The 656-nt window shown below is 24.5% G+C and carries 1 protein-coding gene; it reads right to left on the reverse strand.

Annotated features, from left to right (window positions below):
- Positions 1-53: 53 nt before the first annotated feature.
- Positions 54-611, reverse strand: coding sequence for a hypothetical protein (locus HGP29_RS28410; RefSeq protein WP_168885831.1), 558 nt, complete (start codon positions 609-611; stop codon positions 54-56).
- Positions 612-656: the final 45 nt, after the last annotated feature.

The raw sequence follows: 656 nt of genomic DNA on the forward strand, positions 1-656 counted from the left end.
ACAACGAATTTGCTAAACTACGACCAGCGGGTGTGTCACCCGGTGGATGGAGATTAGCTATTGTTGTGTGGTGTTGAAATTTTGATTACGTTTATTTGTAAAAGGTCAGATAAAAAATGAATTTCTTTTTCTAATTGATATCTTATGTCATCTTCTTTCAGAATAATTCTCTTATTCAGCAAGGTAATACCAATCTTATATTTTTTTTCATCTGATATGAACAATAGATTTTGAATATTTTCAGTTGAGATTATCTTCTTTCTTTTAATAAAAAAAAGATACTCTTTATCAATTATTATTTTCTTTTTTAATACTTCAATTTTAATTCGTTTTGAATAATAACTTCCTGAAATTATTAATGGAATAAAGGTAATAAAACACAATATCGAAACAAGAACTATTCCTATTTTTAGACGAAATACATGGGTATCACCTTCTATTGTAACAACATCTGTAATACTATTTATAAGTAAGAAAATTAGATACAAAAAATTAATTGTAATTAAAGTAAAGAATACAAATACAACAAATTTTGATAAAATGGACAATATTACGTTTTCATCACTGATAGATATACTTTTATCTATTTTATTAAAATTATAATTAATCATTTCTAATTTTGATATTTGTACTTACTAGACAATACCACACAACGT

The sequence above is a fragment of the Flammeovirga agarivorans genome (assembly GCF_012641475.1).
Classification (GTDB): Bacteria; Bacteroidota; Bacteroidia; order Cytophagales; family Flammeovirgaceae; genus Flammeovirga; species Flammeovirga agarivorans.